At 68.4% G+C, this 15,118-nt stretch carries 12 protein-coding genes and 1 tRNA gene; 10 read left to right on the plus strand and 3 right to left on the minus strand.

The features are described 5' to 3' along the window. Positions 1–49: 49 nt before the first annotated feature. Positions 50–1,318 carry an MFS transporter gene (locus LUX31_RS22560; protein WP_235476792.1) on the minus strand — a complete coding sequence of 423 codons (1,269 nt, stop codon included), beginning with the start codon at positions 1,316–1,318 and terminating at the stop codon, positions 50–52. Positions 1,319–1,407: 89 nt separating this feature from the next. Here LUX31_RS22560 and LUX31_RS22565 point away from each other — a divergent pair, with 89 nt between their 5' ends. Both LUX31_RS22565 and LUX31_RS22570 read left to right on the plus strand, forming a co-directional pair. After that, complete coding sequence (locus tag LUX31_RS22565) at positions 1,408–2,169, plus strand: DeoR/GlpR family DNA-binding transcription regulator (protein WP_268828181.1); 762 nt, start codon at positions 1,408–1,410, stop codon at positions 2,167–2,169. A 342-nt stretch (positions 2,170–2,511) separates the two neighbouring features. Continuing rightward, positions 2,512–2,859 (plus strand): hypothetical protein, encoded by a 348-nt coding sequence (locus LUX31_RS22570; protein ID WP_235476794.1) that lies wholly within the window; start codon positions 2,512–2,514, stop codon positions 2,857–2,859. 288 nt (positions 2,860–3,147) lie between these two features. Here LUX31_RS22570 and LUX31_RS22575 read toward each other — a convergent pair whose 3' ends face one another. Further along, positions 3,148–3,444 carry a helix-turn-helix domain-containing protein gene (locus LUX31_RS22575; protein ID WP_235476795.1) on the minus strand — a complete coding sequence of 99 codons (297 nt, stop codon included), beginning with the start codon at positions 3,442–3,444 and terminating at the stop codon, positions 3,148–3,150. Between the two features lie 288 nt (positions 3,445–3,732). On the opposite strand from LUX31_RS22575, the gene LUX31_RS22580 reads away from it, so the two are divergent. Beyond that, positions 3,733–4,482 (plus strand): hypothetical protein, encoded by a 750-nt coding sequence (locus tag LUX31_RS22580; protein ID WP_235476796.1) that lies wholly within the window; start codon positions 3,733–3,735, stop codon positions 4,480–4,482. A gap of 568 nt (positions 4,483–5,050) precedes the next feature. Next, the gene (locus LUX31_RS22585) at positions 5,051–6,208 is read left to right on the plus strand and encodes a hypothetical protein (RefSeq protein ID WP_235476797.1); all 1,158 of its coding nucleotides are present in this window, start codon (positions 5,051–5,053) and stop codon (positions 6,206–6,208) included. A gap of 195 nt (positions 6,209–6,403) precedes the next feature. Here LUX31_RS22585 and LUX31_RS22590 read toward each other — a convergent pair. Continuing rightward, a tRNA-Leu gene (locus LUX31_RS22590) sits at positions 6,404–6,487 on the minus strand. A 440-nt stretch (positions 6,488–6,927) separates the two neighbouring features. On the opposite strand from LUX31_RS22590, the gene LUX31_RS22595 reads away from it, so the two are divergent. From LUX31_RS22595 to pknB, 6 genes are all read left to right on the plus strand, one after another. Next, entirely contained in the window at positions 6,928–7,800 is an 873-nt protein-coding gene (locus tag LUX31_RS22595) for an FhaA domain-containing protein (RefSeq protein WP_235476798.1), read from the plus strand. A gap of 10 nt (positions 7,801–7,810) precedes the next feature. After that, positions 7,811–8,335 (plus strand): FHA domain-containing protein FhaB/FipA, encoded by a 525-nt coding sequence (locus tag LUX31_RS22600; RefSeq protein ID WP_164315837.1) that lies wholly within the window; start codon positions 7,811–7,813, stop codon positions 8,333–8,335. 128 nt (positions 8,336–8,463) lie between these two features. Next, complete coding sequence (locus tag LUX31_RS22605) at positions 8,464–9,990, plus strand: Stp1/IreP family PP2C-type Ser/Thr phosphatase (RefSeq protein WP_235476799.1); 1,527 nt, start codon at positions 8,464–8,466, stop codon at positions 9,988–9,990. Between the two features lie 27 nt (positions 9,991–10,017). After that, entirely contained in the window at positions 10,018–11,457 is a 1,440-nt protein-coding gene (locus LUX31_RS22610; protein WP_235476800.1) for an FtsW/RodA/SpoVE family cell cycle protein, read from the plus strand. Beyond that, positions 11,454–12,926: a peptidoglycan D,D-transpeptidase FtsI family protein gene (locus LUX31_RS22615; RefSeq protein WP_235476801.1), complete on the plus strand. Its 1,473-nt coding sequence runs from the start codon at positions 11,454–11,456 to the stop codon at positions 12,924–12,926. The genes LUX31_RS22610 and LUX31_RS22615 overlap by 4 nt, the downstream gene beginning before the upstream one ends. Positions 12,927–13,099: 173 nt before the next feature. Next, the gene (pknB, locus tag LUX31_RS22620) at positions 13,100–15,100 is read left to right on the plus strand and encodes a Stk1 family PASTA domain-containing Ser/Thr kinase (protein ID WP_235476802.1); all 2,001 of its coding nucleotides are present in this window, start codon (positions 13,100–13,102) and stop codon (positions 15,098–15,100) included. Positions 15,101–15,118: the final 18 nt, after the last annotated feature.

A 15,118-nucleotide genomic window follows, 5' to 3' on the forward strand; every position in this document is an offset into this window, starting at 1 on the left:
CATGAGCCGGGCCGCGAGATGACCGAGTTGACCGCGGCAACACGGTCGGTCAGGTCGTGGTGGTGCGAGGCAGTTTGTGGTGTGGCCGGAGGCTGCGTCGGCCGGCGGTGACCGCTGCTGCACTTCCGAGAACGCTGAAGACGGCGATGCAGAACGCCGTCTCGTGTCCGCTGTGTTCGATCAGGGCTCCGCTTGCGGCTTGGCCGATGGCATTGCCGAGGGCGATGGCTGTGGTGATCCATCCGAAGGCCTCGGAAACCTGGTGGGGTGGTACGAGCGTGTCCAAGAGGGCGTTTTGGGCGGTGAGTTGGGGAGCAAGGGTGAGCCCGGTAAGGATCATCGCTGCCGTGAGGCCGTAGAAGCCGCCGATGAAGACGGGGCACAGCAGGAGACCGAAGGCGGCCATCAACATCGGTAGCCGCAGGGATGGTTCGGACGGCCAGGGGCGACGGTTGTAGGTGAGTCCGCCCAGCACGGAACTGACGGACCAGGTGGCCAGCAGCAATCCGGCCGCCGCCGTCGCGCCGAGCGCGGTCGCTGCGGCGGGTATGCCGACCGCGACAAAGCCGACTCCGGTACCGAACCCCAGCGCGGCGACCAGCAGGATGGGCATTCCCCGGCGCCGTAGAACGGCATGTGGATGACGCGAACTCAGGGCAACGGTCCCGTCCCCGCCGCGGTGCTGGTAGGCCGCTGGTGTCAGGGCGAAGCCGATGGCCGTCGTGGTGATGACTCCGCAGGCCAGGGTCAGGGGAGTTCCCGGCCACAGTGCTGCGGCCAGGGTGGCTGCGATGGCCGGAGCGATGAGGTAGCAGGTTTCGGTGCTGATGGTCTCGTAGCTGTAGGCCGTCTGCCGTTGCGAGTCCGCCGGGACGAGACGCGGCCACATCGCCCGGGACGCGACGGCCAGCAGCGGCTGCGTGGCGCTCTGGGCGAGCACCGTGCAGGCCAGCAGCAGGTTCGGTGAGTGCTGGGCCGGGACCATGGCGATCAGGGCGAGGCTCAACGGGCCGTATGCCGCTGTCAGAGCGAGCAGGGGGCGGCTGGGCCCGAACCGGTCGATGAGGCGGCCCTGCCCGATCGCTCCGGCGGCCGTGCCGATCAGGCTGACTGCGGTCATGCCTCCGGCGAAGGCGTAGGAGCCGCTGGCCGCGCTCACATACAGCAGCAGGCTCAGGTTCGTCATGGCGAACGCCAGTCGGCTCAGCAGCGACCAGATCACCAGGGGCATCGCACCGGGTGCGGTGAGGACGGCGCGGTAGCTGGCGGAGCTGCCGTGCCGGCCGGCTTGCCCTGTCTGCCGTGACTTCGATGGCATGAACGCTCCGTCCCGTGAAGACCCGGCTGGGGCGTGACTGTCCTCTTCCTCTCCTTGATAACGCACACAGATATCGATTGAATAGTCATGTGGAGCTTTCGGAACGTCATCTGGCAATCATGAAATTCCTTCGTGAGAGCGGGCGGGCCGACGTGTCCGTGCTGGCAGAGGCGACGGGCGCCTCCGAGGTCACCATCCGCCGGGACCTGGAGCAGCTTGCCGCGCTGGGTGCGCTGCGGCGGGTGCGGGGCGGCGCCGTCAGTGACCTCGCACGCGGGGACGAACCCCCTTTCGTCTTCCGTGAGTTGGAGAACACTGGGGCCAAGCGGGCCATCGGCGCCGCTGTGGCCGGCCTGGTCCAGGACGGGGAAGCGGTCCTTCTCGACGGCGGGACGACCGCACTGCACATCGCTCGTGCCCTGGCTGGACGCGGGGTGACGGTCATGCCGCTGTCCCTGCAGGCGGCCAACGTGCTGGCCTCCGCGGCACCGACCCGGGTCATCCTGCCCGGCGGCGAGTTGCGCCCCGGCGAACTGGCCGTCAACGGCCCACTGGCCGAGGCGAGCCTGCGCGCGCTGCGCTTCGACACCGCGATCCTCACTTGCTGCGGTGTCTCCGTCACGGACGGAATCACCGCTTATAACCTGGCTGATGCAGCGGTGAAAGCCCTGGCCATGTCCCAGGCCCGCCGCGTCCTGCTGGCCGCCGACGCCGGCAAGTTCACCCGCACCGCACTGGCAGCGGTCGCCCCCGTCGACCACATCGACGTCCTGGTGACCGATGCCGCCACACCGCAGTCCACCCTCGAGGCCCTCGAAGCTCTGGGCATCGCGACGCACAGGGCGGTCTGAAACGGGTAAGCCTGGCTTCGCCCTTGTGATGCTGTCCTGCACCCTCAGGGTGCCGACGACGATGCGGCAACAGCTCAGGCGTCACACGGTGATCGGCCTGGCTGCGGCGATTGCGGTTACCTTGGCAGGTTACCTTTCCTCCGCGAGAAACATGAATTGCCTCTTTCCAGTTCGGTTTCCTCTGCTTGCATCCGGGAGGGTAACCGGAAAGGAAAGTCCGACTCGACAGGATCCGCACCTTTCCCATTACGCACTTTCCTGCTCGATTTCCTTGATTCTTTCCGATTCGTTATACGGACCCGCACGATCAAGGTTTCCCCTGGGCTACGGTGCCGCATGACAATGGACTTTCCCGAATGGGACGAGATGGCGGCCGAGCCGGAGAAACTCGTCGTCAAGCTAGAGGACGGCATAACCGGCCTGCAGGAACAGATGAAGCTCCTACGTGAACGACTCAAGGCCGCGCGGCGCCTCGTCGAGGTCAAGGCGGACGTCGAGTACCTCAAGCAGCACAACGCGCCCCGTCCCAAGGGCAGAGCCCCCGGCCAGGGCGAGGCCGACGACCACCTGGCTGAAGGGCCGGGCGAGGGCACGGGACTGACGCGAAAGAGTCAAGTGATCCAATCTGAAGAGCATGCGGACCAGTCTGGACGAATTCTCCAGAGCAGGCGTGATCCACAAGAACCTTGACGATAAAACCTACCAAGCCGATCCAGACGAATGATCGAATCGGCGGACAGTCGTTCCATGACTCCTGCTTCCGCGCGATAGTCCCGCCGGAGACAGGGCGGCCTCCACCGGGATTAGGGCCCGGTGAAGGCCAGTAACCAGGGATTTCCCAGACCTGTCAGGACCGGATTTCCTGTGTCGCGGCCTACCTTACCCGCGCCCTTGTGGGGTGGGGCCGTGAATGCGCGGAATCCGCCTGCCCTCGCATGAGGGAGGCACCGAATGCGATCTTTCCCGGATACGTCGCGTTCAAGGGCGGCGGCCAGGCCACAAGTCGGCGTCCAGCGCGGCTTCCAGGCTGGCAATGGTCAGCAGGTCGGGCCAGGTGGCACCGGCCAGGACGTTGGCGATGGTCTGCCGGTTCACCCCGGAGTCCACGGCGAGGCGGTTGGCGCTGACATCGCGCTCGCGCATGGCGGCGGCGAGGCGGCGGGCGAGGGCCTGGGCGACACGGGCGCCATGATGCTCGGCCAGGGCCGCGTCGGGCCACGGGCCGGCAAGGACGAAGGCGCGCGGGGCGAGCGCGCGCGAGGAGTCTCCGGGCACGCCGGACAGTGTCCCGCACCGGGTTCTGCCGGTTCGGCCCCGCCGGAGAGTGCTAATCCGTTAGCGTGCGAATGGATTAGCGATCTTCCGGCTGGTGTCTGCTCGTGGCGGTCCGCCATCTCCCGGTACATCGGCAACTACACGCCGCGCCCGGCACCCCGCGCCTGGGAACGGGTCGCCCCGCTCGTCAGGGCGGCCGTCAAGCAGGCCGATCCTCTCCTGCCCTACACAGCACGGGAGTTACTGGGGCCCCTGGCGAAGCTGGCCCTGTTCGCCGATGCCGAGGGCATGTCCGCCGCCACGGAGGTGTGGCTGTCGAAGGAGCTGATCGAGCGGTTCGTCCAGGTCGGGTGCCCGGCCGCGTCGGAGGCGACGCGCGGCAACTACCGTTCCCGGCTGCTGAGGCTGCGCGAGGCGGTGATCGGTCCGGACCTGGTCACCGGTCGGCCGGTCAAACTCTCCGCATCGGCTGCCTCCCGCCCCTACACGTCGGCCGAGACCGCCGCTCTGTGGGCGTGGGCGCTCGCCCAGCCCACGGCCGAACTGCGGCACGGCTGCCAGGTCCTGCTCGCCCTGGGCTTCGGCTGCGGCCTGGACTCGCCCGAGGTCGTTCCCCTGCGAGCGCATGATGTCCGGGCCGCTGAGGGCGGCGCGGTCGCGGTGAACGTGCGAGGCCGTCGGGCGAGGCTGATTCTCTGCCGCTGTCACTGGGAGGCCGTGCTGGCCAAGGCCGCCCGTGAGGCAACGGTGCCAGGCACTGCGTCCTGCTTGTTCCGTCCTCGCTCGCAGGCCAGGGCGAAGAACACCGTCACCAACTTCCTCGCGCGCACGGCCAAAGATCCCGCCTGCCCGCCGCTCGTGCAGGGCCGGGCCCGGGCGACCTGGCTGGTCGGGCTGATCGATGAGGGCGTGCGCCTGCCGGTGATCGTGGCGGCGGCTGGGGTGGACACCCTGCACGCCCTGTCGAGGATCATGCCGTTCGTCCGCCCCGTCCCCACACCCGAGGCAGGCTCCCAACTGCGGGGCGAGGCACCGTGAACCGCCCACCGCCGTCCGAGCGGGCTGTCCCGCGTGAGCCGCGCATCGCCGACGCAGACGTCGAACAGGCCCTGGCCGACGTCTGCGATCCGGCCGTACGCGCCGAACTGACCGACCTCCTGCACCAGGACCTCGGGCGGCCACGCCTGCTGACCGTGGACGGTCTGCTGGCCGGGATGCAGATCTGCGCTGACCGGCACCGCGGCCAGGTCCTGCTCGACCGCACCACCGCCATCCTGCACTGGGCGATCAGCCCCGCCATGCGTGAGCGGTTCGGCATCCCCGAACGCCCCGACGACGCCCGCGGTTTCGAGGCCGGATACGCCGTGGTCCGACGCCTGTTCCACCGGCTCACCGACGCCATGGACCCCTCACCGCTGCCGAAGAACCACCGCCTGGACAAGACCACCGCCCGCCGCCTCCAGGCCGCCGCCGACCCCGCTGCGCTACAGCAGCACGCTGCGTTCCTGCTGCGCACCGGCAACGCCCTCGTCGATGCCTCCCTCGCCAGGATCCGGCCGCACCTCGACGCGCACTGGGACGGATCCACGCCATCGACGCCACCCCCGTGCGCACCTACTCCCGTGGCCTGCGCACCACCGGCCCGGACCTGGCCACCGATCCCGACGCCGGCTGGTACTTCCGCGAAGGCGACCACCGCGACCCCGACGCCCTTCCCGCCCACAGCACGAAGAAGAACGGCAAGCGCCAGCGCACCGCCGCCAAGGCGATGTTCGGCTATGACGCCACCCTCGCGATCGCCCGCAACCCCCACCGCGACGGGACGCCCCGCCCCGACGGCACCGCCGACCCCCGTGTCCCGCCCGGCGTGGTCACCGGCTTCACCCTGGACAAGCCCGGCCACGCCCCCGGCCCCAACGCCATCCGGGTCCTCGCCGACGTCCGCCGCCGCGGCCACCCGGCCGGATTCCTCGCCGGCGACCGCGCTTACAACAACACGGTCCCCGACTACTTCCAGCTCCCCGCCCGCGCGCTCAGCTACCAACTGGTCTTCGACTACCGCCAAGACCAGCTCGGCATCCAGGCAGGCACCGCCGGAGCCCAGCTCATCGAGGGCACCTGGTACTGCCCCGCGCTCCCGTCAGCCCTGGTCACGGCCACCACCGACCTGCATGCCGAAGCCATCGACCAGGAAACCCGGACCCGTCGCATCGCCGCCCGGATCCCGTTCCAGCTGGTCCCCAAACAGCACCCCGACCGCGAGGGCCACCAGCGGATGTCCTGCCCCGCTGCCGCCGGACACGTCCAGTGCCCGCTCAAACCCACCAGCCTCGGCCGCGACCCCCGCCTTCCGCTGGCCGACCCCCAGCCAAGCCCTGCCGGACCAGCCAAGATCTGCGCACAACAGTCGATCACCATCCCGCCCGAAGCAGGAGCCCAGCAACACCAGGCCCTTCCCTACGGCACTGCGGAATGGCAACGCACGTATTTCAGGCTCCGCAACAGCGTGGAGTCCTTCAACGGCTTCGCCAAGGACCCGATCTACGAGGCGATCGAGCAGCCCGGGAGACGACGGATCCGTGGTATCGCCGCCCAGGCTCTCCTGCTGGCCTTCCAACTCGCCCACGCCAACCGCCGCAAGATCGACCGCTGGCTCGACACGCTGTCTCCCGACGGGCACCCACCCCACCGACGCCCCACCCGCCGCCGACCAACCAGACCACTCGGCAGCTGGACCCCCACAGGCCACCTCACCACCAAGTGAGAGAGACCTCACACCGACAGGAAAATCACACCGCCAACAGCCCAGCCACCCCCACGGCCCTGGGCCACCCAGAGGCGCCCCCACACCTCTGAATCCCCTCTGAACCACGACGAAAAAGCGAAACGGCCCCCACCATGATCATGATGAAGACCGTTTCGCCACTGCTACCGAGCACCTAACGTCGGTGCTCCCTTGTGCGCGAGGGGGGAGTTGAACCCCCACGCCCTTTCGGGCACTGGAACCTGAATCCAGCGCGTCTGCCTATTCCGCCACCCGCGCATTGGGTGTGTCCTCGGGCCCTGCTCCTGGCGGTGCTGGGGCCTTCCGACATCGAGAAGATTAGCACGCTGGAGGTGGTGGGTTCACATCCCTTTCCCTCCGTCCCTGGTCACCCCGACCGAGCCGGACCGGCTGCGACTACGTATCAACACGTGCCGGTTCACGTATCAACCTCGTACCGGTCCAGTCCATCTCCTCAGGAGGCGGGCAAGCTGCACAGTCAGGTGCGGGACACTGGTTTGGCGCCGCCTCTACGATCTGAGTACGGCCGAGGAGTTCGAAGGGGAGCTTCTCAGGGAACTTCGTCAGGCGTCGACACCCGTCGACCGCGCTGACAGGGGGAACCAGCCGATATCCCGGCGCGTGGATACGATCAGTAAGCAGTACCAAGTACGGCACGCACGGCTCAGTACAGAGCAGCAACTAGGAGGAGGTGCCCCATGGGAGTCCTGAAGAAGTTCGAGCAGCGTCTCGAAGGTCTGGTCAACGGCACCTTCGCCAAAGTGTTCAAGTCCGAGGTCCAGCCCGTGGAGATCGCGGGCGCACTGCAGCGCGAGTGCGACAACAACGCGACCATCTGGAACCGCGACCGGACCGTCGTACCCAACGACTTCATCGTGGAACTGAGCACACCGGACTACGACCGCCTCAGCCCGTACTCCGGGCAGCTCGGCGACGAACTCGCCGGGATGGTGCGGGACTACGCCAAGCAGCAGCGCTACACCTTCATGGGCGACATCAAGGTGCACCTGGAGAAGGCCGACGACCTGGACACCGGTCTGTACCGGGTCCGCAGCCGTACGCTCGCCTCCTCCACCAACCAGCAGGCCCCCGGCCGCCCGGGCCCCGGCACCGCCGCTCCCGCGGCACCGCCGATGGGCCGGCCCGGCGCGGGCGGAGGCGCAGGTGGTTACGGCTATCCGCCGGCCGCCGCACCGCCCCCGATGCCTGCCGCACCGCCGCCCGGCGGACGTCCCGGAGCCGCCCCGGCGGGTCCGCCCATGGGACAGCGGCCGACAGCGGGAGCGGGCCGCACGCGCGCGTGGGTCGAGATCAACGGCGCACGCCACCAGATCACCCGCGCGACGCTGGTGCTGGGCCGCAGTACCGAGGCCGACGTCCGGATCGACGACCCCGGCGTCTCGCGCCGGCACTGTGAGATCCGTCCCGGAACGCCCCCGACGATCCAGGATCTCGGGTCCACCAACGGCATCGTGGTGGACGGAACGCACACCACCCGCGCTACGCTCCGCGACGGCTCTCGGATCGTCGTGGGCAGCACCACCATCATTTACCGGCAAGCCGAAGGGTGAAGCGGGGGCAATGTCAGAGCTGACCCTCACGGTCATGCGGCTGGGTTTTCTGGCCGTACTGTGGCTGTTCGTGATCGTGGCCGTGCAGGTCATCCGCAGCGACCTGTTCGGTACGCGTGTCACCCAGCGCGGGTCGAGGCGTGACAGCGGCCGCCAGCAGCAGGCGGCCGCCCGACAGGCCGCCGCGCCCCCGCAGCAACGCCAGCAGCAGCCGTCCGGCGGCGGCAGGCAGCGCCGGGGCGCACCCAGCAAACTGGTCGTCTCCGAGGGCACCCTGACGGGCACCACCGTCGCGCTCCAGGGGCAGACCGTCACGCTCGGCCGGGCCCACGACTCCACCATCGTGCTGGACGACGACTACGCCTCCAGCAGGCATGCCAGGATCTACCCGGACCGGGACGGCCAGTGGATCGTCGAGGACCTCGGGTCCACGAACGGCACCTATCTCGACCGGACCCGACTGACTACTCCCACACCGATTCCGCTGGGCGCGCCGATCCGCATCGGCAAGACCGTCATCGAGCTGCGGAAGTAGTGCTACATCATGAATAGGCGCGAGCGGAGCGAGCACGCGGCGGCGGTCCACGCGACGGACCGCGGCGCGCTCCCGACCGGAGGGTGGGCACCGTGCGGATGTACCCGGAGCCGACGGGCGAGGTGCGCATGAGTCTGTCACTGCGCTTCGCCGCCGGATCGCACAAAGGCATGATCCGCGAGGGCAACGAGGATTCCGGCTACGCCGGTCCCCGCCTCCTCGCGATCGCCGACGGCATGGGCGGACAGGCGGCCGGTGAGGTCGCCTCCTCCGAGGTGATCTCCACGATCGTCGCCCTCGACGACGACGTCCCCGGCTCCGACATCCTCACCTCGCTCGGCACCGCCGTGCAGCGGGCCAACGACCAGCTCCGCATGATGGTCGAGGAGGACCCCCAGCTCGAAGGCATGGGGACGACCCTCACGGCGCTCCTGTGGACCGGTCAGCGCCTCGGTCTCGTACACGTGGGCGACTCGCGTGCCTACCTCCTCCGCGACGGCGTCCTCACGCAGATCACGCAGGACCACACCTGGGTGCAGCGCCTCGTCGACGAGGGACGCATCACCGAGGAAGAGGCCACCACCCACCCGCAGCGCTCCCTGCTGATGCGCGCGCTGGGCAGCGGCGACCACGTCGAGCCCGACCTCTCCATCCGCGAAGTCCGCGCCGGCGACCGCTACTTGATCTGCTCCGACGGCCTGAGCGGCGTCGTGTCCCACCAGACCATGGAGGACACCCTCGCCAGCTACCAGGGCCCCCAGGAGACCGTGCAGCAGCTCATCGAGCTGGCCCTGCGCGGCGGCGGCCCCGACAACATCACCGTGATCGTCGCCGACGTCCTCGACCTCGACACCGGCGACACCCTCGCCGGGCAGCTGTCCGACGTACCCGTGGTGGTCGGCGCGGTCGCCGAGAACCAGCACAACCTGCACGACGGCGGCGCCATGCAGACGCCCGCCGGACGCGCCTCCGGGCTCGGCCGGCAGCGGCCCGCGCACGGCGGGGGCGGCGAGTTCGGCCCGCCCGGCTCCGGCGACACCACCGGCTACATCCAGACCGGCGGCTTCGGCGGCTACACCGACGAGGACTTCGTCAAGCCCAGCGCCGGCCGCAAGTGGTTCAAGAGAACCCTGTACATCACGCTCGCCCTCGCCGTCATCGGCGGGGGCATGTACGGCGGCTACCGCTGGACCCAGACCCAGTACTACGTCGGCGCCAACGACGAGCACGTCGCGCTGTACCGGGGCATCAGCCAGGACCTGGCCTGGGTCTCGCTCTCGAAGGTCGAGAAGGACCACCCCGAGATCGAACTCAAGTACCTGCCGTCGTACCAGCAGAAGCAGGTCAAGGCCACGATCACCGAGGGCGGCCTCAAGGACGCCCAGTCGAAGATCTCCGAACTGGCCACCCAGGCCTCCGCGTGCAAGAAGCAGGAAGCCCGGCGCGCGGCCGGCAACGCGAACAACGCCGAGACCGGCGAAGGCGAGGCCGGAGGCACCACGGGAACCACCCGTACCGCCGCCGCGTCCAAGGCAACGCCGAGCCCGACGCCGTCCGGATCGGCGTCCCCGTCCACAACCGCACCCACTCCCACACCCGGCCCCAGCCTCTCCGAGGAAGAGCAGAAGCTGGTCTCGCAGTGCGGTAAGCAGTAGGCAAGCCGTGAGGGGCCACTTCATACGATGAGCAGTACAACCAACAGTCCGACACACCACACGTCCACGATCGGCGCGATCGGCACCCCGAGCCGACGCAACACCGAACTGGCGCTGCTGGTGTTCGCCGTGGTCATCCCGGTGTTCGCCTACGTCAACGTGGGTCTGGCCATCGACGACAAGGTCCCGGCCGGGCTGCTCAGCTACGGCCTCGGCCTCGGCCTGATCGCCGGCGTCGGCCACCTCGTCGTACGCAAGTTCGCCCCGTACGCCGACCCACTGCTGCTGCCCCTGGCCACGCTGCTCAACGGCGTCGGCCTGGTCGTCATCTGGCGCCTCGACCAGTCCAAGCGGCTCCAGCTGCGGGACACGTTCGTCGAGGCGGCACCCCGCCAGCTGCTGTACTCCGCGCTGGGCGTCGCCCTGTTCGTGGCCGTACTGGTCTTCCTCAAGGACCACCGCATCCTGCAGCGCTACACCTACATCTCCATGGCCGGCGCGATCGTCCTGCTGGTCCTGCCGCTCGTCCCGGGCCTCGGCGTCAACATCTTCGGCGCCCGCATCTGGATCAAGATCCCCGGCCTCGGCACCGTCCAGCCCGGCGAGTTCGCCAAGATCGCCCTCGCGATCTTCTTCGCCGGCTACCTGATGGTGAAACGCGACGCCCTCGCCCTCGCCAGCCGCCGCTTCCTGGGCCTGTACCTGCCCCGCGGCCGCGACCTCGGACCGATCATCGTCGTCTGGGTCATCTCGATCCTGATCCTCGTCTTCGAGACCGACCTCGGTACGTCGCTGCTGTTCTTCGGAATGTTCATCATCATGCTGTACGTCGCCACCGAGCGGACCAGCTGGATCGTCTTCGGTCTGCTGATGTCGGCGGCCGGCGCGGTCGGCGTCGCCAGCTTCGAGACGCACGTCCAGCAGCGCGTCGAGGCCTGGCTCGACCCGATGAACGAATACCTCCTCAGCCAGAAGGGCGTCGCCGGCCACACCGAGCAGTCCATGCAGGCCCTGTGGGCCTTCGGCTCCGGCGGCACCCTCGGCACCGGCCTCGGCCAGGGCAACTCCGACCTCATCGGCTTCGCCGCCAACTCCGACTTCATCCTCGCCACCTTCGGCGAGGAACTCGGCCTGGCCGGCGTCATGGCGATCCTGCTCATCTACGGCCTGATCGTGGAACGCGGCGTCCGCACCGCCCTCGCCGCCCGCGACCCCTTCGGCAAGCTCCTCGCCATCGGCCTCTCCGGCGCCTTCGCCCTCCAGGTCTTCGTCGTCGCCGGCGGTGTCATGGGCCTGATCCCGCTCACCGGTATGACGATGCCGTTCCTGGCGTACGGCGGTTCCTCCGTCATCGCCAACTGGGCCCTCATCGGCATCCTGCTCAGAATCAGCGACACCGCCCGCCGGCCCGCGCCCGCCCCGGCCCCCAACCCCGACGCCGAGATGACCCAGGTGGTCCGACCGTGAACAAGCCCCTGCGCCGGATCGCGATCTTCTGCGGGCTCCTCGTGCTCGCCCTGCTCGTCCGCGACAACTGGCTCCAGTACGTCCGGGCCGACGACCTCAAGGACGACACCCTCAACCGCCGCGTCGCCATCGAGCGGTACGCCACGCCCCGCGGCGACATCATCGTCGACGGCAAGTCGATCACCGGCTCCACCACGTCCAACAGCAGCGACTTCGAGTACAAGCGCACCTACAAGGACGGCCCCATGTGGGCACCCGTCACCGGGTACGCCTCACAGGCGTTCGGCGCGACGCAGCTGGAGTCCATCGACGACGGCATCCTCACCGGCAACGACGACCGGCTCTTCTTCCGCAACACCCTCGACATGATCACCGGCAAGAAGAAGCAGGGCGGCAACGTCGTCACCACCCTCAACGCCGCCGCCCAGAAAGCCGCGTACGACGGCCTCAAGGGCCGCGGCAAGGGCGCGGTGGCCGCCATCGACCCGTCCACCGGCGCGATCCTCGCCCTGGCCTCCTTCCCCTCGTACGACCCCTCGGTGTTCGCCGGGAACTCGACGAAGGACGCGGAGGCCTGGCAGAAGCTCCAGAAGGCCAAGGACCCGAACGAGCCCATGCTCAACCGGGCCCTGCGCGACATCTACCCGCCCGGCTCCACCTTCAAGGTCGTGACGGCGGCGGCGGCTCTCGAGAACGGCCTCTACACGGACGCTGACGAAAAGACCGACTCGCCGCTCCCCTACACGCTCCCGGACACCACGACCGAGCTGAAGAACGAGGGGAACATCCCCTGCAAGAACGCGACCATGCGCGTCGCCCTGCAGTACTCCTGCAACACCGTCTTCGGCAAGATCGGCGCCGACCTCGGCAAGGACAAGATGCTCGAAGAAGCCAAGAAGTTCGGCTTCAACACCGAGCAGTTCGTCCCGGTCCGCTCCTCCGCCTCCAACTTCCCCGAGAAGATGGACAAGCCGCAGACCGCCCTCAGCTCGATCGGCCAGTTCGAGACCGCGACGACCCCGCTGCAGATGGCCATGGTCGCCTCCGCGATCGCCAACGACGGCAAGCTGATGAAGCCGTACATGGTCGACAAGCTCCAGGCCCCCAACCTCGACGTGCTCGAACAGACCGAGCCCGAGGAGATGAGCCAGCCCCTGTCCTCCGACAACGCCCAGATCCTCCAGTCGATGATGGAGACGGTCGTCAAGGACGGCACCGGCAAGAACGCCCAGATCAGCGGCGTCACCGTCGGCGGCAAGACCGGCACCGCCCAGCACGGCGTCGACAACAGCGAGAAGCCGTACGCCTGGTTCATCTCGTACGCCAAGCTCGCCGACGGCAGCTCACCGGTCGCCGTGGCCGTCGTCGTCCAGGACGAGGACGCGGTCCGTGACAACATCTCGGGCGGCGGCCTCGCCGCGCCCATCGCCAAGAGCGTGATGGAGGCGGTCATCAAGAGCCAGCAGTGAGACCCCCGTCACGTCCCCTTCACATCGGTGCACGTTGCGATACCGGTCCGGTATCGGCTGACGGGCTTGGCCAGGTCACACAAATGAACCCGGGTACCGTATGCCCGGACGGCACACCGCCGGACCACACAGCAGGTGCGGTCGGGACCGACGGAGAGGGCTGGTAGGAAGCTATGGAAGAGCCGCGTCGCCTCGGCGGCCGGTACGAGCTGGGCCAGGTGCTCGGCCGTGGTGGCATGGCGGAGGTATACCTCGCACATGACACCCGCCTGGGCCGCACCGTGGCAGTGAAGACGTTGCGCGCCGACCTCGCGCGCGACCCTTCCTTCCAGGCCCGGTTCCGCCGGGAGGCCCAGTCGGCCGCCTCGCTCAACCATCCCGCGATCGTCGCCGTGTACGACACCGGCGAGGACTACATCGACGGGACGTCCATCCCGTACATCGTCATGGAGTACGTGGACGGCTCGACCCTCCGCGAACTCCTCCACTCGGGCCGCAAGCTGCTGCCCGAGCGGACACTGGAGATGACGATCGGGATCCTCCAGGCATTGGAGTACTCCCACAGAAGCGGCATCGTCCACCGCGACATCAAGCCGGCGAACGTGATGCTCACGCGCAACGGCCAGGTCAAGGTCATGGACTTCGGCATCGCCCGCGCGATGGGCGACTCCGGCATGACGATGACGCAGACATCGGCGGTCATAGGAACGGCCCAGTACCTCTCGCCGGAACAGGCGAAGGGCGAACAGGTCGACGCACGAAGCGACCTGTACTCGACCGGCTGCCTGTTGTACGAGCTGTTGACGGTACGTCCGCCCTTCATCGGGGACTCCCCGGTCGCGGTGGCCTACCAGCACGTACGGGAGGAACCGCAGCCCCCGTCGGTGTTCGACCCCGAGATCACGCCCGAGATGGACGCCATCGTCCTCAAGGCCCTGGTCAAGGACCCGGACTACCGCTACCAGTCCGCCGACGAGATGCGCGCCGACATCGAGGCCTGCCTCGACGGCCAGCCGGTCGCGGCAGCGGCGGCCATGAGCGCGGTCGGCTACGGCGGCTACGGCTACCCCGACGACCAGGCCACCACCGCCCTGCGCTCCGACGCCGGCGCGACCACCATGCTCCCGCCGATGAACCCGGACGACGGCGGCTACGGCTACGACGACCGCGGTCCCCGTCGGCGCCAGCAACCGAAGAAGTCGAACACCTCGACGATCCTGCTGGTCGTGGCGGGACTGCTGGTGCTGGTGGGCGCGGTCCTGATCGGCAGGTGGATCTTCGACGGCCAGAACGTCAGCGACGCCACCATCACGAACCCCAACTTCGTCAGCCAGACCAAGGCCGATGCGGAGAAGGCGGCGGTGAACGTCGACCTGAAGTTGACGTTCACGGAGAAGGCCTGCGAGGCGGAGCCCAAGGGCAACATCTGCGATCAGAATCCAGATCCCGGTGTTGAGGTGAAGAAGGGCGACACCATCGCGCTGGTGGTGTCGACCGGGGCGCCGAAGATCGCGGTGCCGAACGTCATCGACAAGGACGTCGACGCGGCCACGTCCCAGCTTCAGGACAAAGGCTTCGACGTCAAGACCAAGGAGACCGAGTCCTCCCAGGACCCGGGCACCGTCCTCAGCCAGAACCCGGACCCCGGTACCGAGCTGGAAAAGGGCTCCACGGTCACGCTCGAAGTCGCCAAGGAGGAAGAGAAGTCGACCGTCCCGGAAGTCACCGGCCAGGACTGTGACACCGCCAAGCAGCAGATGGTTGCCAACGGCCTCGTCGGCGAGTGCACGGAGGTCGAGACCCAGGACGCCAACCAGGTCGGCAAGGTCATCGCGACCTCGCCCCAGGCCAACACCCAGGCCGACCCGGGCTCTACGGTGACCATCCAGATCGGCAAGGCGGCCGAGCAGGAGCAGACCGAGGTCCCGAACGTCGTCGGACAGACGGTCGGACAGGCCAAGCAGACCCTGCAGGCGGCCGGCTTCACCAACATCCAGTTCACCGGCGACAGCGACCAGAGCGACACCGCGATCGTCACCGCCCAGGACCCGGGCCAGGGCAACGAGGTCGAGGATCCGGGCAACACCCAGATCACGCTCCAGAGCGTCGGCTTCGGAAACAACAACAACGGCGGAAACGACGGCGACAACGACAACGGCGGCATCTTCGGCTGACGTCTCTTGTCACGCAGC

Source organism: Streptomyces sp. GQFP (genome assembly GCF_021545335.1).
Taxonomy (GTDB): domain Bacteria; phylum Actinomycetota; class Actinomycetes; order Streptomycetales; family Streptomycetaceae; genus Streptomyces.

Coding starts and splice junctions, on each gene's coding strand:
- LUX31_RS22560 (WP_235476792.1), bottom strand. CDS start 1,318: ATGCCATCGAAGTCACGGCAGACAGGGCAAGCCGGCCGGCACGGCAGC.
- pknB (WP_235476802.1), top strand. CDS start 13,100: ATGGAAGAGCCGCGTCGCCTCGGCGGCCGGTACGAGCTGGGCCAGGTG.
- LUX31_RS22595 (WP_235476798.1), top strand. CDS start 6,928: ATGGGAGTCCTGAAGAAGTTCGAGCAGCGTCTCGAAGGTCTGGTCAAC.
- LUX31_RS22605 (WP_235476799.1), top strand. CDS start 8,464: ATGAGTCTGTCACTGCGCTTCGCCGCCGGATCGCACAAAGGCATGATC.
- LUX31_RS22610 (WP_235476800.1), top strand. CDS start 10,018: ATGAGCAGTACAACCAACAGTCCGACACACCACACGTCCACGATCGGC.
- LUX31_RS22600 (WP_164315837.1), top strand. CDS start 7,811: ATGTCAGAGCTGACCCTCACGGTCATGCGGCTGGGTTTTCTGGCCGTA.
- LUX31_RS22580 (WP_235476796.1), top strand. CDS start 3,733: ATGTCCGCCGCCACGGAGGTGTGGCTGTCGAAGGAGCTGATCGAGCGG.
- LUX31_RS22570 (WP_235476794.1), top strand. CDS start 2,512: ATGGACTTTCCCGAATGGGACGAGATGGCGGCCGAGCCGGAGAAACTC.